General features: G+C 74.2%; 21 protein-coding genes. 10 read left to right on the top strand and 11 right to left on the bottom strand.

Annotated elements, in window-relative coordinates:
* Nucleotides 1-95 precede the first annotated feature (95 nt).
* From G3T38_RS22785 to G3T38_RS16390, 4 genes are read left to right on the top strand one after another with little or no spacing between them, the layout of a single operon-like run.
* On the top strand, nucleotides 96-1,070 hold the full coding sequence (locus G3T38_RS22785; RefSeq protein WP_163773395.1) for a GNAT family N-acetyltransferase: 975 nt from the start codon (nucleotides 96-98) through the stop codon (nucleotides 1,068-1,070).
* A 39-nt stretch (nucleotides 1,071-1,109) separates the two neighbouring features.
* Complete coding sequence (locus G3T38_RS16400; protein ID WP_163773394.1) at nucleotides 1,110-3,053, top strand: anthranilate synthase family protein; 1,944 nt, start codon at nucleotides 1,110-1,112, stop codon at nucleotides 3,051-3,053.
* Complete coding sequence (locus G3T38_RS16395; RefSeq protein WP_163773393.1) at nucleotides 3,053-3,634, top strand: anthranilate synthase component II; 582 nt, start codon at nucleotides 3,053-3,055, stop codon at nucleotides 3,632-3,634. The genes G3T38_RS16400 and G3T38_RS16395 overlap by 1 nt, the downstream gene beginning before the upstream one ends.
* Complete coding sequence (locus tag G3T38_RS16390) at nucleotides 3,631-5,040, top strand: anthranilate synthase component I family protein (RefSeq protein ID WP_338037713.1); 1,410 nt, start codon at nucleotides 3,631-3,633, stop codon at nucleotides 5,038-5,040. Before G3T38_RS16395 ends, G3T38_RS16390 begins: the two co-directional genes overlap by 4 nt.
* Here the strand turns inward: G3T38_RS16390 and G3T38_RS16385 are convergent.
* From G3T38_RS16385 to G3T38_RS16350, 8 genes are all read right to left on the bottom strand, one after another.
* The gene (locus G3T38_RS16385) at nucleotides 4,991-5,581 is read right to left on the bottom strand and encodes a DUF3558 family protein (RefSeq protein WP_163773392.1); all 591 of its coding nucleotides are present in this window, start codon (nucleotides 5,579-5,581) and stop codon (nucleotides 4,991-4,993) included. The genes G3T38_RS16390 and G3T38_RS16385 overlap by 50 nt on opposite strands.
* Nucleotides 5,574-6,938 carry a S1C family serine protease gene (locus G3T38_RS16380; protein WP_163773391.1) on the bottom strand — a complete coding sequence of 455 codons (1,365 nt, stop codon included), beginning with the start codon at nucleotides 6,936-6,938 and terminating at the stop codon, nucleotides 5,574-5,576. The genes G3T38_RS16385 and G3T38_RS16380 overlap by 8 nt, the downstream gene beginning before the upstream one ends.
* 10 nt (nucleotides 6,939-6,948) lie before the next feature.
* Entirely contained in the window at nucleotides 6,949-8,517 is a 1,569-nt protein-coding gene (locus G3T38_RS16375; protein ID WP_163773390.1) for a sensor histidine kinase, read from the bottom strand.
* On the bottom strand, nucleotides 8,514-9,209 hold the full coding sequence (locus G3T38_RS16370) for a response regulator transcription factor (RefSeq protein WP_338037712.1): 696 nt from the start codon (nucleotides 9,207-9,209) through the stop codon (nucleotides 8,514-8,516). The genes G3T38_RS16375 and G3T38_RS16370 overlap by 4 nt, the downstream gene beginning before the upstream one ends.
* 165 nt (nucleotides 9,210-9,374) lie before the next feature.
* Nucleotides 9,375-10,253, bottom strand: a complete 879-nt coding sequence (locus tag G3T38_RS16365) for a fructosamine kinase family protein (RefSeq protein ID WP_163773389.1) — start codon at nucleotides 10,251-10,253, stop codon at nucleotides 9,375-9,377.
* The gene (locus G3T38_RS16360) at nucleotides 10,250-10,771 is read right to left on the bottom strand and encodes a low molecular weight protein-tyrosine-phosphatase (protein ID WP_338037711.1); all 522 of its coding nucleotides are present in this window, start codon (nucleotides 10,769-10,771) and stop codon (nucleotides 10,250-10,252) included. Before G3T38_RS16360 ends, G3T38_RS16365 begins: the two co-directional genes overlap by 4 nt.
* Nucleotides 10,768-11,163 (bottom strand): phage holin family protein, encoded by a 396-nt coding sequence (locus G3T38_RS16355; RefSeq protein WP_338037710.1) that lies wholly within the window; start codon nucleotides 11,161-11,163, stop codon nucleotides 10,768-10,770. The genes G3T38_RS16360 and G3T38_RS16355 overlap by 4 nt, the downstream gene beginning before the upstream one ends.
* Nucleotides 11,164-11,217: 54 nt before the next feature.
* A complete protein-coding gene (locus tag G3T38_RS16350) occupies nucleotides 11,218-11,889 on the bottom strand; it encodes a GntR family transcriptional regulator (protein ID WP_163773388.1) in 672 nt (223 codons plus the stop codon).
* An 80-nt stretch (nucleotides 11,890-11,969) separates the two neighbouring features.
* On the opposite strand from G3T38_RS16350, the gene G3T38_RS16345 reads away from it, so the two are divergent.
* The 6 genes from G3T38_RS16345 to G3T38_RS16320 all read left to right on the top strand — a co-directional run bounded on the left by G3T38_RS16345 (nucleotide 11,970) and on the right by G3T38_RS16320 (nucleotide 17,409).
* Nucleotides 11,970-12,920 (top strand): dimethylarginine dimethylaminohydrolase family protein, encoded by a 951-nt coding sequence (locus G3T38_RS16345; protein WP_241728981.1) that lies wholly within the window; start codon nucleotides 11,970-11,972, stop codon nucleotides 12,918-12,920.
* A 21-nt stretch (nucleotides 12,921-12,941) separates the two neighbouring features.
* Nucleotides 12,942-13,502 (top strand): VanZ family protein, encoded by a 561-nt coding sequence (locus G3T38_RS16340; protein ID WP_163773387.1) that lies wholly within the window; start codon nucleotides 12,942-12,944, stop codon nucleotides 13,500-13,502.
* 10 nt (nucleotides 13,503-13,512) lie between these two features.
* Nucleotides 13,513-14,607 (top strand): histidinol-phosphate transaminase, encoded by a 1,095-nt coding sequence (locus tag G3T38_RS16335; RefSeq protein ID WP_163773386.1) that lies wholly within the window; start codon nucleotides 13,513-13,515, stop codon nucleotides 14,605-14,607.
* Between the two features lie 254 nt (nucleotides 14,608-14,861).
* Nucleotides 14,862-15,935 (top strand): TIGR03857 family LLM class F420-dependent oxidoreductase, encoded by a 1,074-nt coding sequence (locus G3T38_RS16330; protein ID WP_163773385.1) that lies wholly within the window; start codon nucleotides 14,862-14,864, stop codon nucleotides 15,933-15,935.
* A complete protein-coding gene (locus G3T38_RS16325; RefSeq protein WP_163773384.1) occupies nucleotides 15,932-16,294 on the top strand; it encodes a nuclear transport factor 2 family protein in 363 nt (120 codons plus the stop codon). Before G3T38_RS16330 ends, G3T38_RS16325 begins: the two co-directional genes overlap by 4 nt.
* A complete protein-coding gene (locus G3T38_RS16320) occupies nucleotides 16,291-17,409 on the top strand; it encodes a phosphotransferase (protein ID WP_206675904.1) in 1,119 nt (372 codons plus the stop codon). The genes G3T38_RS16325 and G3T38_RS16320 overlap by 4 nt, the downstream gene beginning before the upstream one ends.
* An 80-nt stretch (nucleotides 17,410-17,489) precedes the next feature.
* Here the strand turns inward: G3T38_RS16320 and G3T38_RS16315 are convergent, their stop codons facing one another.
* Genes G3T38_RS16315 through G3T38_RS16305 form a run of 3 tightly spaced genes read right to left on the bottom strand, consistent with a single transcriptional unit; the run spans nucleotide 17,490 to nucleotide 20,352 of the window.
* Nucleotides 17,490-18,203, bottom strand: coding sequence for a tyrosine-protein phosphatase (locus G3T38_RS16315; RefSeq protein ID WP_163773382.1), 714 nt, complete (start codon nucleotides 18,201-18,203; stop codon nucleotides 17,490-17,492).
* Nucleotides 18,200-18,826 carry a MarR family transcriptional regulator gene (locus G3T38_RS16310; RefSeq protein WP_163773381.1) on the bottom strand — a complete coding sequence of 209 codons (627 nt, stop codon included), beginning with the start codon at nucleotides 18,824-18,826 and terminating at the stop codon, nucleotides 18,200-18,202. Before G3T38_RS16310 ends, G3T38_RS16315 begins: the two co-directional genes overlap by 4 nt.
* Complete coding sequence (locus G3T38_RS16305) at nucleotides 18,823-20,352, bottom strand: AMP-binding protein (protein WP_163773380.1); 1,530 nt, start codon at nucleotides 20,350-20,352, stop codon at nucleotides 18,823-18,825. Before G3T38_RS16305 ends, G3T38_RS16310 begins: the two co-directional genes overlap by 4 nt.
* Nucleotides 20,353-20,489 lie beyond the last annotated feature (137 nt).

The raw sequence follows: 20,489 nt of genomic DNA, 5'->3' as shown, positions 1-20,489 counted from the left end.
CCACCCCCGCCCGGCGAGCGTGGCGGCTTGCGCCGATCGTGCACGCCCCGAAAACCCGTCGACCCCGCGCCGTGCCCGCGCCTACCGTGCCGGGCGTGCCACTCGACCTCCGTGGGATCCAGCCCGACGACCTGCCCGCCCTCGACGTGCTGCTGCGGGAGGTCGAGGCCGTCGACGAGACCGACGAGCACTACGACCTGGCCGACCTCGAGGAGGAGCTGGCCGATCCGCTGCTCGACCCGGCCCGTGACTGGCTCGTGGCCGTGGACGGCGACGCGCTCGTGGGCTGCGCCCGCCTGACGCCCCGGGACCCGGGTGGGGCGGCGCTGACGACGTACGGCTCCGGCTGCGTGCACCCCGACCGCCGCGGCGAGGGGATCGGCACCCGGCTCGCGGCGGCGATGCTCGCGCGGGCGCAGGAGCGGCACCGGGAGCTCGCGCCCCACCTGCCCGCGCACCTCAAGGTGAACGGGCTGACCGAGGACACGGTCCAGCGGGACCTCCTGGCCGCGATCGGCCTGCGCCCCGACCGCTACACGCTCACGCTGGGGGTCGCTCCCGTCCCCGAGCAGGAGCCTGGGGTGCTGCCGGAGGGCCTGCGGGTACGGCGCTACGACGCCGCCCGCGACGCCGAGGCCCTGCGGCTCGTCCACAACGAGGTCTTCCGCGACCATCCCGGCTCGACCGCCTGGACCCCGGACGAGTGGCGGCACTGGGTGACGGGCAGCCGCAGCTTCCGCGGCGACGTGAGCCTGCTGGCCGTCGACGAGCAGGACCGGGTGGTGGGCTACGTCCAGGTGGACGAGTACGACGCGGTCCGCCAGGTCACGGGCCTGCGGGAGGCCTGGATCGCGCGCGTGGGCACGATCCGCGAGCACCGTGGTCGCGGGCTCGCCTCCGTCCTGCTGCGCCACACGTTGGAGGCGTGCCGGCAGGACGGGTTCGACCGCGCGGCGCTCGACGTCGACTCGGCGAACCCGACGGGCGCGCTCGGGGTCTACGAGCGGGCGGGGCTCTCGCTGGAGAAGCACTGGACGACCTACGTGCGCACGGATCCCCCTGTGGACTGAGGAGACGCGCGACCCTCGGGGGAACGTAGGCTCCCGCCCATGACGACCGCTCCCGCCGCCCGCCCGAACGCCGAGGACGCCCTCGCCGCGCTCCAGGGGCACGAGGCGTGGGCGATCATCCGGCGCTCGACCCGGGCGGGCGACCGCGACACGGTCGGCCTGGTCGGCGGCACGCGCTCCGAGGTCGACTCGATCCTCGACATCCCGCTGGAGACCGGCGAGCCCGCGCCCGGCCGGCAGTGCGACCGGCTGGTCGCCGTCCCCTTCCGGCAGCTCGCGGAGCGTGGCTTCGCCGCCCACGACGACGGCACCCCGCTCGTCGTGGTCGACGTCGACACCGAGTGGGAGTTCAGCGTCGCCGAGATGCTCGAGGCGCTGCCCGACGGCGAGGTCGACTTCGTCGACCGCGGCGGGTTCGACGTCGAGGACGAGGACTACGCGAAGGTCGTCCGGACGATCATCGACGAGGAGATCGGCCGCGGCGAGGGGGCGAACCTCGTGGTGGCGCGGCAGTACCGGGCGGTCGTCGCCGACTGGAGCGCCGAGCGTGCGCTGCAGGTCTACCGCCGGCTGCTGGCCCGCGAGCGTGGGGCGTACTGGACCTTCCTGTTCTTCACCGGCGACCGCTACCTCGTCGGTGCCAGCCCCGAGCGCCACGTGAGCGTCCACGGCGGCGACGTGCGGATGAACCCGATCTCCGGCACGTTCCGGCTGCCCCGCGGCGTCGACGAGACGACGCTCAAGCGCGACCTCCTGACCTTCCTCGCCGACGAGAAGGAGATCTACGAGCTCTTCATGGTCGTCGACGAGGAGCTGAAGATGATGTGCGACGTCTGCCACGAGGGCGGGCAGGTGCTGGGTCCGTTCCTCAAGCCGATGTCCCACCTCGTGCACACGGAGTACCTCCTGGCCGGCCGCACGGACCGCGACGTCCGGGAGGTGCTGCGGGACACGATGTACGCCGCGACCGTCACCGGCAGCCCCGTCGAGAACGCCGCCCGGTTGATCGCGGAGTACGAGCCCGGTGGTCGGGAGTACTACGCGGGCGCCCTGGCCATCTTCGGGCGCGACCCCGACGGCACCCCCGTGCTCGACAGCCCCATCGTCATCCGGACGGCCGACGTGAAGCCCGACGGGCGGCTGACGGTCACGGCGGGCGCGACGCTCGTGCGGGACTCGGACCCGGCGTACGAGGTCGCCGAGACCCACGCCAAGGCCGGCGGCATCCTGTCGGCCTTCGGGCTCGTGCCGGCGCGCGAGGCGAGCGACGCCGACGTGGCGGAGCTCGTCAACGACGAGGACGTGCTGCTCGCGCTGGCGTCGCGCAACCGGCGCCTGTCCGGCTTCTGGCTGACCGACCAGGGAGACGAGGAACCCGACCCCGACCTGGCCGGCAGGAGCGTCGTCATCCTCGACGGCGAGGACGACTTCGTGAACATGCTGCGCCACGTGCTCGGCGTGCTCGGCATGACGAGCACGGTCGTGCGGCACGAGGCCTACGCCCCCGGCGTGCTCGACGGCCACGACCTCGTGATCGTCGGTCCCGGGCCGGGCGACCCCCGTGACGACGCCGACCCGAAGATGGCCCAGCTGCGGGCGGCCGTCGCCGAGCTGATGGCCGCCGAGCGACCGTTCCTCGCGGTCTGCCTCGGCCACCAGGCGCTCTGCCACCACCTGGGCGTGCCGCTCGCGTTCAAGGACATCGTCTTCCAGGGCACGCAGTCGCCGGTGCGGATCGACGGGCACGTCGAGCGGGTGGGCTTCTACAACACGTTCGTCGGGCGGGTCGACGGCGTCGACGCGCGCGGCCGGGCGGCCCTCGGTGACGGCGTGCACGTCGACGCCGACCCGGCGACCGGTGACGTCCACCTGGTGGCGGGGCCGCACTACCGCGGCATCCAGTTCCACGCCGAGTCGATCCTCACCCAGAACGGCTTCGCGCTCATCCACCGCCTCGTCCGGGACCTGCTCGTCGGGGCGTGATGGGCTCCGACGTCGTCATCGTCGACCACCGCGACTCCTCGACCCACAACCTCGCCCACCTCGTCGCGTCGGTCACGGGTGCGCTGCCGACGGTCGTGCAGCACGATGTGACGACGGCCGACGAGGTGCTCGCGCACGCCTTCGTGGTGCTCTCGCCGGGCCCCGGCCACCCCGACCGGCCGGCCGACTTCTCGGTCGGCCGCGAGGTGCTCCGCGCCGCCACCCGCCCGGTGCTCGGCGTCTGCCTCGGGCTGCAGGGTCTCGTGACGACGTACGGCGGCCGCGTCGACCGCCTCCACCCGGCCCACGGCGACGTCGCCCGGGTGCGGCACGACGGCCGCGGGGTGTTCGCGGGGCTCCCGCAGGACTTCCGCGCGGTGCGCTACCACTCCCTCGGCGCCGTCGCCGTGCCCGACGTGCTCGAGGTCTCCGCGACCTGCGCGGGCGCCGACGGGCAGGAGGTGGTGCTCGGGGTGCGTCACCGGACGCTCCCGCTCGAGGCCGTGCAGTTCCACCCCGAGTCGGTGCTCAGCGAGCACGGCGCCGCCCTGGTGGCGCGCTTCCTCGAGGGGGCGCGGTGACGCCCCCCGCGCCCGGCATGGCGGACGCGGACATCGCGGCCCTCGCCGCGGCGTACCCCCGCTGCGTCGTCCTCGACGGCACCGCCGGCCGCCCCTGGTCGGGCGACCGCAGCGTGGTGGCGGGCCTCGGCGAGGACGACGTGTCGCTGACGTGGGACGCGACGACCGGCGAGGTACGCCGCTGGACGGGCCGCCCCGGCGCCTGGCGCGGCGTCGTGGTCGGTGACGACGTGTTCGCCGTGCTCGAGCGCGAGGTCGCGGCGGCGCCGGGGGCGCGGTGGTTCGGGTGGCTGGGGTACGGCGCGCGGCGCGACCTGCCCGCCCGGCGCGACGCCTCCGACGCGCCCGACGCCGTCTGGATGCGGCCCTCGCGCCTCCGGCACTTTGGTGGTCAGAGCGTCACTTTCCCCGGTCGACCGGGGAACGTGTCACTTAGCGCATCAAATTCGATGGTCAAAGCGACACTTTCCCCGGTCGACCGGGGAAAGTGTCAGCCCCCGACCTGGTACCGCACCGCGTTCACCCAGGTGCAGGAGGCGCTGCACGCGGGGGAGTCGTACGAGGTCAACCTCACCCACCGCGCCGAGGCGGCGACGACCGCCGCCCCCGCGGCCGTGTACGCCGCGCTCCGAGCCGCGACACCCGCGCCGTACGCCGCGTTCCTGCAGCACGACGTCACCGGCGGCGCCGACGCGGAGAGCGCCCGGGGCTGGCTGCTCGCCGCGTCACCGGAGCGCTACGCCCGCATCGCGCCGACGGCCGACGGCCGCGCCCGGCGCATCGAGACCAAGCCGATGAAGGGAACCGCCCCGCGGGGTGCGACCCCGGCCGAGGACGCGGCGCTGCGCGACGCCCTCACCACCGACGAGAAGATCCGGGCCGAGAACCTCATGATCGTCGACCTGCTCCGCAACGACGTCAGCACGGTGAGCCGCCCCGGCAGCGTCGTGGTGCCGGAGCTGATGGTCACGGAGACGTACGCCGCGGTCCACCAGCTCGTGTCCACCGTCGTCGGCGAGCTCCGTCCCGAGGTCACCACGGTCGAGGCCGTCCGGGCGCTCTTCCCCGCGGGCTCGATGACGGGAGCCCCGAAGCACCGCACCATGCAGGTCATCGAGGCCGTCGAGTCGAGCGCCCGGGGCGTGTACGCCGGCGCGTTCGGCTGGCTCGACGGCAGCGGCGCCGACCTGGGTGTCGTCATCCGCAGCCTCGCCAGCAGCGACGGGCGCGCCTGGCGAGCGGGCACCGGCGGGGGCATCACCGTCCGCTCGACCGTCGAGGACGAGTGGGCGGAGGCGGGCTGGAAGCTGGAGCGGGTGCTGGCGGCCGTCGCGGCCTCCACGCCCGCCGGGAGCCCTACGAGGCCGGCGCCGGCTGCGCCGCCAGCCGCTCCAGCAGGGTCGTGATGCCCGCGGTGGTGGCCGCCTCGTCGTACGGCGCTACGACGTAGAAGTTCGCCAGGTCCACGAGGCCGTCGTGCGCGACCGCGGCCGTCATGGCGAGGCTGCCCTCCTCGGCGGCCACGATGAGGCCCGCCGCGTCGGCACCCGGGACCGTCACGCCCTGCACGGCGAGGTCGCCGAGGTCGAGGGAGTCCCACACCTCGTCGAAGGGCGCCGCGGAGGCGTAGCGCGTCGTGTTGATGACGACGACGTCGTCGGCGTCGGTGTAGCTGCACCCGCGGTAGTTGCCGGCCCCCGCGCTCGCGGCCGTCAGCGGCTTGTCGAGGCCCAGCAGCTCGCCCATCTCCGGACCGGAGACGGCCTCGCAGGGGTCGCCGACCTCGACGACGTCGTCCGTCGGGAAGCTGTTGGCCGACGACGTCGGCACCGAACGGTCGGCGTCGTCGCCCTCGTCGCCGCCGCACCCGGCCAGGGCGACGACGGCGACGAGGACGCCGGCGATCCCGGCGGAGGCGCGGAGCGGGCGGGGGGTGCGGTCAGTCATCCAGGTCGCTGCCCAGGGTCACGGTGGTGGTCTCCTCGTCGCCTCGTCCGTCGAGGTAGGTCACCTCGACCTCCTCACCCGGTTCGAACGTGAGCACGGACGTCACGAGCGCCCGTGCGCTGTTGACGTGCAGCTCGCCGATCTGCGTGATCATGTCACCCTCGGCGAGCCCGGCCTGGGCCGCGGCGCCGTCGGGGGCGAGCTCGGTGAGCACGGCGGCCCCGTCGACGATGTTCTCCACGACGGCGGTCTCCGCGTTGGCGCCCAGGCTCGCGTGCTCGGGCTCCTCGCCCTCGCGCAGCTGGTCGACGACGTGGCGCACGTCGTCGATGGGGATGGCGTAGCTGATGCCGATGAACCCCGCGTCGTACCCCTCCTCGCTCTGCGCCAGCTCGATCGCCCCGTTGATCCCGATGACCTCGCCGCGCAGGTTCACGAGCGGGCCCCCGGAGTTGCCGGAGTTGACGGCCGCGTCGGTCTGGATCGCCGGGTAGGCGACCAGCCCCTCGGGCAGGTCGAGCACGAACGGCCGGTTGAGCGCGCTGACGATGCCGGCGGTGACGGTGGACTGGAGGCCGTACGGCGCGCCGATCGCCACCACCGCCTGCCCCACCTCGGTGTCGTCGGACGACCCGAGCGAGGCCACCGTCAGGTCGTCGGGCGCGTCGGTGAGCTGGAGCAGCGCCACGTCGAGCAGCGGGTCGCTGCCGACGACCTCCGCCTCCGCGAGCGTGCCGTCGTCGAAGGTGATGACGATGGCCTGCCCCGACGACCCGCCCTCGATCACGTGGTGGTTGGTGAGGATCTCGCCGTCGTCGGACACGACGAAGCCGGAGCCCTGCGAGTACCCGCCCGTGACCGGCACGTTGATCTGCACGACCGCGGGCAGCACGGCGTTGGAGATGTCGTTGACCGACACCAGGTCGAGCGGGTCGATGCTGCCGGTGTCGAGGTCGTCGGCCTGGATGCGGGTGTCGCCGTCCGAGCCGCCGTCGTCGCCGCTCGTCGAGAAGATCCCGTCGTCGTCGACGAGCGCCGAGTACCCCGCCGCGCCGCCGATGCCGCCGACCACGCCCAGCACGAGCGCACCGACGACCACCCCGGCACCGAGGGCGCCGCTCCCGCGGCGGGGCTGCTGGGGGTACGACGCGGGTGGCTGCTGCTGCGGCGGTCGCGGCCCCCCGCCGTACGGCGCGCCCGGAGGCGGCCCGCCCGGCCGGTGCTGCCCGGGCTGTCCCGGCTGCCCCGGCTGTCCCGGTGGTGGTCCGGGTCGCTGTCCGGGCTGGCCCGAGGGGTAGGAGCCGGGCTGGCCGGGCTGGCCGGGCTGGCCGGGAAGGGGCGGGCGCTGGTCGCTCATGGCGGGGTCCTTACCCCGTCGGAGCCGTCGTCGCACCTCGCGGCTCGCGCGGGATCGGACGGGTCGCATCGGGGTGCAGCGGGCCGCCCGGCAGCGTCATGGTGAGGCGTGCCCCGCCGGACGGCGAGACGCCGGCGCGCACGGACCCGGCGTGCCGCTCCGCGACCTGCCGCACGATCGCCAGGCCGAGGCCGGAGCCCGGCATGGCACGCGACTCGGTGGAGCGGAAGAAGCGCTCGAAGACGTACTCACGGTCGGCCTCCGGGATGCCGGGGCCCTCGTCGTCCACGGTGAGGATGCCGTTGGCCAGGGTCGCGACGACCCGGCCGTCGGTGGGGCTCCACTTCGCGGCGTTGTCGAGGAGGTTGGTGATCGCGCGCTCGAGGGAGTGGGACTCGCCGACGAGCCACCACGGGGCCGCGCGCACCTCGAACGTCACCGACGGCGCCCGCAGCCGCACCCGCGAGACGGCCTTGTCGAGCACCTCGACGAGGGACACCGGCTCGACGACGTGGCGCACCTGCTCGTCGCGGGCGAGCTCGACGAGGTCGCCGATGAGGGTGCTCAGCTCGACGATCTGGGCCCGCACGTCGTCGATGAGCTCGCGGCGGGTCTCCGGGGAGAGCGCGGCGCCGGTGTCCTCGGCCTGGGCGAGGAGGTCGAGGTTGGTGCGCAGCGACGTGAGCGGGGTCTTCAGCTCGTGGCCGGCGTCGGCCACCAGCTGCTTCTGCCGTTCCCGGGACGCGCTCAGCGCCGTCAGCATCTGGTTGAACGCCGTCGCGAGGCGCGCGATCTCGTCGTCGCCCTCGACCCGCAGGGGCGTGAGCTCCTCCGTGCGGGCGATGGTCTCGACGGACTCGGTGAGGCGCCGTACCGGCCGCAGGCCGTTGCGGGCCACCACGGTGCCCGCGACGGCGGCGATGATGACGCCGGTGCCGCCGAAGCCGAGCATGACCAGCCCGAGCTTGCCGAGGAACTTCTGCTGCGAGTCGGTGTTCTGCGTCATCACGAGCGCACCGATCCGGCCGTTGGAGAGGTCCATCGGCACCGTCGCCATGCGCACGTGGTCGCCGGCGATCGTCACGGAGCGGAGCACGGCGTGGTCGGCGTCGCTCGTGGCGACGTCCCACTCCTCCTCGCCCAGGGGGAGCGTCGTGGTGCCGTTGGTGAGGAGGATGCTCCCGTCGGCGAAGAGGATCTGCACCCGCGAGTCGCGCGGCAGGAACCGGAGCTGGGTGAGGAGCTGGTCGCGGTCCTTGTCCGCCGCGGCCGACGTGAGGCCGGCCGCCATCGACGTCGCCCGGTCGAGCAGCTGCTCGTCCATCGTGTCCTCGAGCTGGATGCGCACGACGAAGTAGACGCTCAGCGACAGGAACGCCACCGCCACGCCCACCGCGATCGTCGTGAGCAGCGTGACGCGGCTGGCCAGCGAGCGGCGGTAGTGCCAGCGCCGCTCGGGCAGCTCGGCGTCGTGCCCGGGGTCGTGCCCGGCGTCGTGCCCGGGGTCCTGCGGTTCCGTCTCGGCCGGGGGCTCCGCGTCGCTCGGCGCGGCCTCGGGTCGGGGCGGCAGGGGCCTCATGCTTCCTTCAGCACGTAGCCGACACCCCGCACCGTGTGGATCAGCCGCGGCTCGCCCTCGGCCTCGGTCTTGCGGCGCAGGTAGCCGACGTAGACCTCCAACGAGTTCGCCGTCGTGGGGAAGTCGTAGCCCCAGACCTCCTCGAGGATGAACGACCGCTCGAGCACGCGGCGCGGCCGGCGGAGGAACATCTCGAGCAGGGTGAACTCGGTGCGCGTGAGCTCGATGGCCCGCTCGCCGCGGAACACCTCGCGGGAGGCGAGGTCCATGGCGAGGTCGGCGAACACGAGGCGCTCGTCGGCCTGCTCCGTGGGTACGGCGCGGCGCAGCAGCGCACGGATCCGCGCCAGCAGCTCCTCGAGCGCGAAGGGCTTCGTCAGGTAGTCGTCCGCCCCCGCGTCCAGGCCCTCGACCCGCTCGCCGACGGCGTCGCGGGCCGTCAGCACGATCACCGGGACGTCGTTGCCCGCCGCCCGCAGCGCCCGGGTGGCCTCGAGCCCGTCCAGGCGCGGCATCATCACGTCCATCACGACGAGCTCCGGCGCCACCGACGCGATCTGCGCGAGCGCCTCGGCCCCGTCGGAGGCCGTCGCCACGACGTACCCGTTGAACTCCAGCGACCGCCGCAGCGAATCGCGCACCGCGCGGTCGTCGTCGACGACGAGCACGCGGGACCCCTTGCTGTCTGGCACCCCAGCAGTATGCCGATCAGGGCTGAGTCGCGCCTGAGAACGCCACTCCCTCGGCGTGTAACAACGCCACTCCCTCGACGTGTAACGCGGTGTCCGTGCCACCTGTGCGGTGGTAGAACACGTGGGGAGTAGCTCGGACACCGCGTTACACGGCGGCGGTCCGCCTCAGCAGTACGACGCGGCGAGCGCGCCGGCACGCGCGCCGTACCCACCGCCGAACAACGCCGCGTGCACCAGCAGCGGGAAGATCTGGTGCACCCCGAGCCGGTCGCGCCACTCCTCGTCGAGGGGGCGCCCGAGGGCCGCGCTGGCGTCCTCGTAGGCGTCGGTGAGCTCGCGCAGGTGGGGGAGCCCGAAGAGCGACAGCATGGCGAGGTCGACCTCGCGGTGGCCGCCGTACGCCGCGGGGTCGAGCACGTGCACGGTGCCGCCGACGCCCCACAGGACGTTGCCGTTCCACAGGTCGCCGTGGAGGCGGGCGGGGGGCTCGTCGGGCACGAGCCCCGCCAGGCGGGGCAGCAGCGCCTCGACGCGGGCGGCGTCCTCGGGGAGCACGGCGCCGCGGTCGCGGGCCAGCTTCAGGTAGGGCAGCACGCGCCGCACGGCGTAGAACTCCGCCCACGACACACCCTCCGGCGCGCGGCACGGCAGCGGCAGGCGGCCGATGAAGCCGTCCTCGTCCGCGCCGAGCGCGGCTCCCGCGAGGTGCGTGCGGGCCAGTCGCGTGCCGAGCTCGGCCGCGGCGTCGGCGGTGGGGCGGCCGGGGTCGATCCAGCGCAGCAGCAAGCAGTCCTCGGCGGCAGCCAGGATCTCGGGCACGGGCACGCCGTCGGCGACCTCGGCGAGCCACCGCAGCCCGCGGGCCTCGGCCTCGAAGAACCCGGGCGGCGCTCCGGGGTGCGTCTTCATGAGCGCGTTGCGGCCGTCGGCCAGGCGGAGGCGGGTCGACGTGGAGGTGTCGCCGCCGGCGACGGGGGAGGTGGCGGAGACAGCCGTGCCCAGCAGGGCCTCGGCCCGGCGTGCCAGGAGCGGCTGTCGGGTCATGCGGTCGGCTCCCGCACGGGCAGCGTGTCGCCGAGCCGGTCGACGAGGGCGTCGGCGGTGCGCTCGACGACGGCGAGCGTGCTGGTGAAGCCCTCGGGCCCGCCGGCGTAGGGGTCCGGCACGTCGCCCGGCCCCTCGGGGTCGAGGTCGCGGAAGCGCAGGATCCGCTCCGCGTCGCCCGGCAGGAGCGCGACGAGGTCGGTCACGTTGGCGTGGTCCATGCCCAGCACGAGGTCGAACCGGCCCGCGTGCTCGGCGGTGACCTGGCGTCCGCGGTGGCGGGTCGCGTCGTACCCCGCCTCCCGCAGCACCCGCGCCGACCGCTCGTCCATCGGCTCGCCCACGTGCCACGGCCCCGTGCCGAACGACTCCACGGTGACGCTGCCGGACAGGCCGGCCTCGGCCAGCCGCTGCTCGATCACCACGTCGGCGATCGGCGAGCGGCAGATGTTGCCCAGGCAGACCACGGCGACGCGGTACGCCGCGGGGTCGCGCGGGGCGGGGAGCGGGACCGTCACCCGCGCACCTCGGTGTCGGTGACGGCCTCGACGAGCCAGGTGACGATCGTGATGACGATGGAGGCGCCCAGCGCCGTCCAGAAGCCCTCGACGTGGAACGGGATGTCGAACTTGTCGGCCAGCCAGCCGGTGAGCAGGAACATCGCGGCGTTGACCACGAAGAGGAAGAGGCCGAGCGTCAGGATCACGAGGGGCAGCGACAGCAGCTTCACGACCGGCGCGACCCAGGCGGTGACCAGGGAGAAGATGAGCGCGACGCCGAGCAGCGGGAGGATCTTGTCCTCGATCTCCGCCTGGCCGCTGGTCGCGCCGTCGAAGGAGATGCCGTCGAAGAGCCAGGCGGCCACGGCGATGCCGAGCGCGTTGACGAGGACCCAGGCGACGAACTTCACGAGGCCGATCGTAGGCAGACCGGGCCAGTCCCTGCATCCCGCTTCAGGTGATCCTCAGGTGGCCCCGAGCGCGTGGAGGATGTCCCGCTCGGCGTCGCGGAGGTGCGCGTCGATGGCGACGAGGCCCTCGTCGACCCGCCCCGCCTCGAGCAGCGCCACGATCGCCTCGTGGCTGTCGGCCTGGTCGTGGGCGTTGCGCTCGGCGCGGTCGATCTGCGCGAGCACGACCTTGAGCTCGGCCACGAGGGCGCGGGCGGTGTGCACCAGCCGCGGCGAGCCGGCGAGCCCCACGAGGGCCACGTGGAACTCGAGGTGCGTCTCGTTGAGCTCCGCGTACCCCGCCCCCCGCGCCACCGCGCCCGTGTAGGCCGCCAGCCGGTCCCGCACCTCTTGGCGCTCGGCCTCGGTGGCGTCGGTCCAGCGGCGTACCCCCGCCGACTCCAGCACCGTGCGCGCCCGGCAGACGTCGCGCACGGCGTCGGCGTCGGGTACGGCGACGCTCACCCCGCGGTGGGGCTCCCGCGTCGCGATCGACTCGGCCACGAGCTGGGTCAGCGCCTCCCGGACGGTCGAGCGGGCGACGCCCAGGGACGCGGCGAGCGTGACCTCGCGCAGCGGCGTGCCCGCCTCGAGCTCGCCGTCGAAGACGGCCCGGCGCAGCTCGTCGGCGACGCGCTGCGTGGTCGAGGTGACCTCGACGTGGAGGCCGGCGTAGGGATCGGGCACCCGCGCATTCTCGCGGAACGCCGCTGGGCTGTGCCACACTCCCCCTCGTCGGATTGTCGGACAATCGAGGAGGGTGGGTCATGACCCTGGTGCAGGAGCCGCCGCAGCGGGCGATCGAGCAGGTGCGGGACACGGCGGGCGTGCTGGAGGGCGAGCTCGCCTGGGGCCGGTCCTACGCCGTGGTCAGCCCGGACCACTTCCGCGTCGACTACGTCATCAACCCGTTCATGGACCCCGCCGACCAGCCCGAGCCGGAGCGCACCCGCGAGCAGTGGCACGCGATGCTCGCCGCGCTCCGCGACGCCGGCGCGCGCGTCGACGTGCTGCGCCAGCGGCCCGACAGCCCCGACATGGTCTACGCGATGAACCTCGGCATCGCGCTGACGCTGGCCGACGGCCGGGAGGCGTTCCTCGCGTCCCACATGCGGTACGCCGAGCGTCGGTCCGAGACGACGAGCGCCGCCTCCTGGGCGACGAGCCGCGGGCGGGTCCTGCTGGGCGTCGGGCGCGACGGGGTCGGCCCCCACCTCGAGGCGGGCGACCTCTTCGCGTGGCGCGGCGACCTCGTGGCCGGCTTCGGGCCGCGCACCGAGGAGGCCGCCCTGGCACCGGTGGCCGCGGCCCTCGACGTACGGGTGCGGGGGCTGCGGATCGTCCACCCGGCGATGTACCACCTCGACCTCGCCTTCTGCCCCCTCGACGACCGGCGGGCGATGGTGTGCCCGGCCGCGTTCGACGACGCCTCCGCGGCGGCGCTGCTCGACCTCGTGCCGGAGCCGCTCGTGCTCACGGAGGAGGAGGCGCTGACCTTCTGCGCCAACGCCGTCGTGGTCGGCCGCACCGTGCTCATGCCCGCCTGCCCGCCGCGGGTGCGCGACCAGCTGGAGTCGTGGGGGTTCCGGGTCGTGCTCCTCGACCTGTCCGAGCTGCACAAGGGCGGCGGCTCCGTGCGCTGCCTGACCAACCCCACCGACCTGGTCGTGGGCCGCGACCTCGACGTGGTGCCCGGCGGGGAGGTCGTCCTGCCCTGAGGCCCGCTACCGTCGGGCGCCATGGTGACGTTCGGCGGACCCGGGGTGATGGTGCTCGGTGCCCTCCTCTCCGGCCTGGTGCTGGCGGGGGCGGCGCTCGTGCTCGCGCGTCGCACCGGCCCGGTCTTCGCCGTCGCCGCCGCGGGGTGCGTGTGGTCGGTGGTCGTCATCGCCCTCGTCACGCTGGTGCCGGCCACGGGCGCGCCGGGCTGGGTGGCCGCGGAGACGCGGGCGGAGTTCTGCTCGATGGACTACGGGGGTCCGGCGCCCGACGGGTTCTGGATCTTCGACGGCGGCCAACGCCTCCTCAACACGGCGCTCTTCGTGCCGGCCGGGCTGCTCGGCACCGTCGCGGCCTGCCGGTGGCGGGCCGGCTGGGTGCTCGTGCCGCTCCTCGTGCTCGGGCTCGCGGCGTACTCCGGCGCGATCGAGCTCACCCAGCTCGAGCTGGCGCGGCTCGACCGCGCCTGCGACATCACCGACGTCGTCGACAACACGACGGGCGCGGTGATCGGCGCCGGGCTCGGGCTCGTGGCGGCGCTGCTGCTGCGCCCCTGGCGGGCGGCCTCCCGCGAGCCCTAACGTGCGCCCCATGTCCGACACCCCGGCAGACCTGCCCACCCCGCGGAGCAACGTGCTGGCGATCCCGGCGTACGTTCCCGGCAAGCCGCCCACCGCCCGCCCTGGCCTCACGTCCTACAAGCTGTCCAGCAACGAGAACCCGTTCCCCCCGCTGCCCGGCGTGCTCGAGGCGGCGACCGCGGCGGTCGCGCACCTGAACCGCTACCCCGACATGGGGAGCACGGACCTGTATGCCGCGCTCGGCGCCCACCTCGACGTGCCGACCGACCACCTGGCGGTGGCGACGGGCTCCGTGGGCCTGCTCTACCAGCTCGTCGGCGCCTACTGCGACCCCGGCGACGAGGTCGTGCACGCCTGGCGCTCCTTCGAGGCGTACCCGATCGCGCTCGCGACCTCGGGGGCCGTCGGCCGCGCCGTACCCCTCCTGGCCGACGGCCGCCACGACCTCGGCGCCATGGCGGACGCGATCGGCGAGCGCACGCGGGTCGTCGTCGTCTGCACGCCCAACAACCCCACCGGCCCGGCCGTGACGCAGGCGGAGCTCGACGCGTTCCTCGCCCGCGTGCCGACGCGGGTGCTCGTGGTGGTGGACGAGGCGTACGTCGAGTTCGTCCGCTCCGACGACCCGATCGACGGCGTCGCCACGATGCGCGCCCACGCCAACGTGGTGCTGACCCGCACGTTCTCGAAGGCCTACGGGCTCGCCGGGCTGCGGGTCGGCTACGCGGTCGCGCACCCCGAGGTGGCCGCGACCCTGCGCGTCGTGTCCCTGCCGTTCGGCGTCTCCGCGGTCGCCCAGGCCGCCGCGATCGCGTCGCTCGCCGAGCAGGAGGCGATGGTCGCGCGGGTGGACGAGCTCGTCGCGCGCCGCGGCCACCTCCTCGCCGGGCTGCGAGCCCAGGGTTGGCCCGTGCCCGACGCGCAGGGCAACTTCGTCTGGCTGCCGTTCCCGGGTGAGCCCGCCGCGACCCTCGCGTTCGCCGCCGCGGCCGACGAGGCCGGCATCGTCGTGCGCCCGTTCCCCGGCGACGGCGTGCGCATCAGCGTGGGCGAGGCCGAGGCCTGCGAGCGCGTGCTCGCCGTGGCTGCGGCGTTCCGCGGCTGAGGCTCGACCCGGGGAACGCCCGGGGAACGCCCGGGGAAGGAAAACGCGGACCGGGGCCGGGCTGAGCGAGGAAAACGCGGACCCTGCGCGACCCCCGGTCCGCGTTTTCCTCGAGCCACCCTTCGCGGCTCGCCGATCACAAATCGCACGACGCCGTGCCGGTCCAGAGCGCCTATTGACCGCTGCATCGCGGCGCACTACGGTGACGCCCATCACATGATTTGTGACACGGCAGTCGCTATCAAGGAGTGCGCATGCGACCAGGACCTCCCCCCACCGGACGCCCCGGCGTCGATCGCCTCGGCTTCTACGCGCTGGGTGGCCACGTCGAGTCGCCGCGCGACCTGATCGCGGAGATCCGTCTCGCCGAGGAGCTCGGCCTGGGCAACGCCTTCCTCTCCGAGCGCCTCAACGTCAAGGAGGCGTGCAGCCTGTCGGGCGCCGCCGGGGCGGTGAGCGAGCGCATCGACATCACGACCGCGGCCACCAACATCAACACCCGGCACCCCGCCATCACGGCGGCCTTCGCCTCGACGATGCACCGCCTGACGGGTGGGCGCTTCGTGCTCGGGATCGGGCGGGGCCTCCGGCCGCAGATCGCCGCCCTCGGCCTGAAGCAGACGACGACGGTGCAGATGGAGGAGTTCGCCCACCTGATGCGCCGCCTGTGGCGCGGCGAGACGGTGCGCGACTACGACGGTCCGCTCGGGCAGTTCCCGGCGCTCAAGCTCGACCCGACGTTCGACGAGGACATCCGGCTCGGCACGACCGCCTTCGGTCCCGCGACGCTCGCCCTCGCGGGCCGGGCGTTCGACCTGGTCGTGCTCCACACCTTCTTCTCGGACGAGACGACGGCGCGGGTGGTGCAGGAGGTGCGGGACGCCGCGGAGCAGGCGGGTCGCGACCCGGCGGCCGTGAAGGTCTGGTCCTGCTACGCGACGGTGACCGACGAGATCGACGAGGAGACCTTCGTGAAGAAGACGGTGGGCCGGCTGGCGACGTACCTGCAGGTCTACGGCGACCTCCTCGTCTCCACGAACCGGTGGGACCCGGCGCTGCTCGAGGAGTTCCGCCGCAGCGACGTGGTGGGCGAGCTCGAGGGGTGGGCCGACGCGGTCGCGACCCCGGAGCAGCTCGACCGGCTGCGGGCCGTGCTGCCGGAGGAGTGGCTCGACTGTGCCGCGACGGGCAGCCCGGAGCGGTGTGCCGACCGGGTGGCCGCGCAGTTCGACCTGGGCGTCGACGGCGTCATCATGCACGGCGCGACGCCGAGTGAGCTGGTCTCCGTCGTGGAGGCCTACCGCGCCGCCGACCGGGTCCCGGCGTGAGCGCCGCGGTCCGCGCCGTCGAGCGCTACGTGCTGGAGATCTACAACGCCGGCCGGGTCGACCTCGTGCGCGAGATCTGCGCCGACCCCGTCGTCCGCCACGACCCGGGCGCTCCCGCGCGCCGCACCGCGATGAGCCACGACGAGCAGGTCGACCGCATCACGCGCGACCTGGCGACGCACGACCCGCAGTTCACGATCGTCCATCTCGTGGGGGACGACGAGATCGCCTCCCTCACCTGGGAGGCGACCCGACGCACCACCGGTGACCGCCTCTGCGGCATCGAGATCTTCCGCGTCCGCGACGGTCGGGTCACCGACGTCTGGAACGCCCCCTACGCCGAAGGAGCATGGTCATGAGCACGCACCCCACCGAGGTCCCGCCGGTCCTCGACTCCGTCGCCGACCTCGACGCCGCCTGGGTCGAGACCGTCCTGCGCGCGGGCGGGCACCCCGACGCGCAGGTCGCCGCGATCACCCACGAGCCCGTCGGCGCCGGCAACGTCAGCGACACGGTCCGGGTCGCGATCTCGTACGCCGCGGGCCACGCCGACGGCGGACCCGACGCCCTCGTCGTGAAGTTCCGCCCGAGCGCCCCCGGTGCGCACGCCCACGCGCTGGGCAGTGGCGCGTACCACCGGGAGATCGGTGGCTACCGTGCCGTCGGCGCCAGCGGCGCCTGCCGGATCCCGCGGACCTACTTCGTGGGGGGCGACGAGACGACCATCAACCTCGTCATGGAGGACCTGACCACGGCCGCCGTGCCCGGCAACCAGGTGGCGGGTTGCTCCTCGGTCGAGGCGGAGGCCGTCGTCACCCAGTTCGCGCGGCTGCACTCGGCGTTCCCGCTCGACGACGCGACCGCCCCCGACTGGCTGATCCGGCTGCCCGCGGTCTGCGACTACTGGTCGGACGCCACCACCCGCGGCGCCGAGCTCTCCCTCGCGCGCTTCGCCGACAGCCTCCCCGCCGAGGACCTCGCGATCGTGGCGGCGGCGCCCGGCGTCGTACGCCCCTGGCACCTCAAGAGCCAGTCGCGGCTCACGCTGACCCACGGCGACCCGCGCGTCGACAACGTGCTCTTCGAGACGCTGCCCGACGGCAGGCCCGGCGCGGTGCTCATCGACTGGCAGGTCACGGGCCTGCGCAACCCCATGTACGACGTCGGCTACTTCCTCTCCGGCAGCGTCGACGTGGCCCAGCGTCGGGCCGACGAGCACCGTCTGCTGCGCCACTACGTCGACGTGTTCGCCGAGCGGGGCGGGTCCTACGACCTGGAGGAGGCGACGGCGGACTACCAGCTGCAGCTGCTGAGCGGCCTCTTCATCACGCTCGCCGCGGTCGCGGTGCTCCCCGACAACGAGGTCGTCAACCGCCTCATCCTGGCGCTGCTGGAGCGCAACTGCGCCGCCGCGCGCGACTGGCACAGCATCGAGGCCATGCGCAACGTGTCCGGCGTGCTCGCCCCGGCCTGACGGGTCCGAGCGGGCCCCCCGATCCCCGGCTCCGGGACCGTCGCCGAACGGTCCCGGGGCCGGGTCTCACTCCAGCAGCCTCACTCCAGCATCGCTGCGCGGAACGCGGCGAGCGTCTCCTCGGGCAGGCCGTGGTCGAGGAGCCAGCGCTCGGCGCCCCCCGCCTCGGCGAGGTGGGCGAGCAGCTCGCCGATGTTCCGGGCCGTCGGCGTCTGGTCCTCGAGCGTCGTCCGGGCCAGGATCCGCTGGTAGTACTCGTGCCCCAGCAGGCGCGTCATGATCGTCGGCAGCACCTCGGCGGTGCGCACGTAGTCGGCCGTCACCTCCTCGTCGGGCACGTCCAGCGCCTTGAGCAGGAGGGCGGCGACGACGCCGGTGCGGTCCTTGCCGGCCGCGCAGTGGAAGAGCGCCGGTCCGGGCAGCTCCATGAGCAGCCGGACCGCCTCGACGACGTGCTGCGGCCGGTGCACGAGGTAGCGCGCGTACCCGGCGTGCCAGGAGTCCCCGCGGCCCGAGACCAGGGAGACCTGGCGGTGGTCGATGCCCAGCGCCGTCCAGGGCGGGCACTCCACCCCGATCTCCTCCTCGAGCCGGAGGTCGACGACGGTGCGCAGCCCGGAGCGGGCCACGACGTCGGCGCCGGCCGGTCCCTCGGCGAACGCGGGGTAGTCGCACCGCAGCAGCCGCCCGGTGCGCACCCGGCGGCCGTCGCCGGTCCGCACCCCGCCGAGGTCGCGCAGGTTCACCGCCCCCGCGTCCCGGAGCGGCGCGAGGGGGCCGGTCGGGGCGTTCATCCCTCGTCGTGCGCGTCGCGCACCCGGCCGCCCGAGACGATGAGGTCCTCGTGGAGCTCCATCCAGATGTCGTGGTAGCTGTTGTTCATCGGCCGCGCGAAGGCACCGGTCTCACCGCTGTCGATGCGCGCCAGGGCGCCGTCGAGGCGGTCGGCGTAGCGACGGATCCGCGCCGGCAGGTCCTCGCCCCGGAGCACGGGCGCGAACCCGTCGTGGAGCGTGTGCAGGTCGGCGAAGACGGCCTGGTCGTGGGCGGCGTCGGTGTGGTCGTTGGGCTGCCCGTCGCGCACCTGCCACCGTTCGCAGAGCCGCTTGAAGTCCCCGTTGACGGGCAGGAACGCGTCGTACAGGGCCGTGAGCGCGGGCGCCGCGGCGCTCGTCTCCGCGTCGGTGGCCAGCTGCTCCGCGGCGGCCTCCTTGCCGGCGGGCGTCAGGGTGTGGCCGGCGAACCGGCCCTCGCGCCGCAGCAGGAGCCCGGCCTCGAGGAGCGGACCGGTGTGGGGCGCGAGCCCGTCCTCGGCGACGCCGAGGAAGTCCGCGAGCACCGCGTCGGTGGTGAGGCCCTTGACGCGCACGGCGTGGAGCACCTCGAAGGATCGGTCGTGGGTGGCCTGCTCGGTCATCGGCTCTCTTCCGTCGGGATCGGGTCCGGGGTCGGCGTGGTGGTGCGGGACGCGTAGGTCGACCGCAGCGCGGTCTTGTCGAGCTTGCCGGTCGGCAGCCGGGGCAGCCGGGGCACGAACTCGAACACCCGCGGGGTCTTGAACCGGGCGAGGTGCGCCCGGCAGTGCGCGGCGAGGCGGTCGGCGGTCGCGTCGTCGGGCGCGTGCCCGTCCGCCAGCTCGACGACGGCCATGACCTGCTCGCCGAGGTCGGGGTGGGGCACGCCGAAGACGGCGACGTCGGCCACCTCCTCGTCGTCGAGCAGCGCCTCCTCGATCTCCTCGGGGTAGATGTTCACGCCGCCCGAGATGATCATGAACGTGCTGCGCCCCGTGAGGTGCAGGAAGCCGTCGGCGTCGAGCCGCCCGAGGTCGCCCATGCCGCGGAGCTCGCCGGTGCCGGGCTGCGCGAAGGCCACGCGACCGATCTCGCCCGGCGGCAGGGGGCTGCCCGCGTCGTCGACGACGGCCACCCGGGCCTCGCCGAGGGGCCGGCCGACGGTGCCCGGCCGGGCGCGCGACTCCGCGGGCGAGACGTAGGTGTGGCCGTAGCCCTCGGACGCGCCGTAGTACTCGTGGAGGATGTCGCCCCACCAGTCGTTGACGGCGTCCTTGAGGCGCACGGGGCACGGGGCCCCCGAGGTGACGGCGACGCGGTGCGAGGGCGCCAGCGGCAGGTCCTCCCGCCCGGGTACGGCGAGGAGCCGCGACAGCATGGTCGGGACCCACTGCGAGTGGGTGACCTCGTGGTCGACCAGCGCGTGCAGCGCCTGCTCCGGGTCGAAGGCCTCCATGCACACGACGGTGCCGCCGGCGGCGAGCGTCATCAGCTGGAAGGTGAACGGCGCGGCGTGGTAGCTGGGGGCGGGGGAGAGGAAGCGGATCCCGGGGCCGATGCCGAGCCGCTCGGCGAGCGCGGGGTGGCGGGCCGGGGCGTCGAGCGGGTGGACGCCGAGGAGCGGCTGGCGGAAGGCCTTGGGGCGACCGGTGGTGCCGCCGCTGAAGAGGACCCGCGCGCCCAGGAGCTCGTCGTCGACCGGGTGGGTCGGCTGGTCGCGCAGCGCGGCCCCGAGGTCCTGGGAGCGTCCGTCGGGCGCCGTCCCGTCGACCGTCAGCACGACGGCGGGTCCCGCGGGCACGTCGGCGAGCGCGGCGTGGAGGGTCGCGCTCAGCGCGACGGTCGTGACGACGGCCCGGGGAGCGGCCTCGACGAGCAGCGCGGCGAGCTCGGGCGTCCCCAGGTGCCAGTTGACGGGCGTGACCCGCAGCCCGGTGCGCATCCCGGCCGCGACCGCGACGGGCCACGCGAGACCGTTGGGCAGGAGCAGGACGAGCGTGTCGCCGGGGACCACCCCGTGCCCGCGGAGCAGGTGGGCGAGCCGGTTGGAGTCGGCGTCGAGCTCGGCGAAGGTGAGCTGCTCGCCGGTCGCGGCCATCACGTAGGCGGGCAGGTCCGGGGTGCGGGCTGCGACCGTGGGCGGGTACATCGACCGCTCCTCCTGAAATGCGACATTGGCGTCACTAACAGGGAGACGCTAGCGCGCGGACCCGGGCGAGCGCCACCCCGGTCGGGACTTCCCGCGGGGTGTGACCTGCGTTATGATGCGACTCTCTAGTCACAAAC

The organism is Nocardioides zeae, assembly GCF_010686755.1.
Lineage (GTDB): Bacteria > Actinomycetota > Actinomycetes > Propionibacteriales > Nocardioidaceae > Nocardioides > Nocardioides zeae.
Note: the sequence above shows the minus strand (reverse complement) of the source record. Positions and strands in the feature narration are given on the sequence as shown.